The organism is Pseudomonas avellanae BPIC 631, assembly GCF_000444135.1.
In the GTDB taxonomy this organism is placed as follows: Bacteria; Pseudomonadota; Gammaproteobacteria; order Pseudomonadales; family Pseudomonadaceae; genus Aquipseudomonas; species Aquipseudomonas avellanae.
The window spans coordinates 1-296 of sequence record NZ_ATDK01000036.1; the positions used below are offsets into that span (position 1 = coordinate 1).

Annotated in this window: 1 pseudogene; it reads right to left on the reverse strand. The window is 59.8% G+C overall.

From position 1 onward, the window contains the following. A pseudogene (locus tag DW49_RS0100980) lies at positions 1–296 on the reverse strand (IS481 family transposase); the annotation flags it as partial.

Genomic DNA, 296 nt, shown 5'->3' on the forward strand with positions numbered 1-296 from the left:
CCGGACACCGGGTAGAAAGGGCCGAAGCGCTCGCCATTGAACTCGGCATACAGCTCGTTATCAAACAGTCCCCAGAGCAACACCACGGATTCTCCCGCCATGTCAGGCTCGACCTCAAAGGTTGTGCCCTCAATGGTGACGCGTGCATCAATGCCAATCTTGCGTCTCTCTGGCTCGCGAGCGAAGCGGCAGAACTGCTCCCAAGTACACATCTCGCGCAGTCCCTCGGCGGGCAGATTGGCCAGCCAGTCCTCGATCCGCGAATGCGGCTCACTGCGATGGCCTTGCACGTTGTA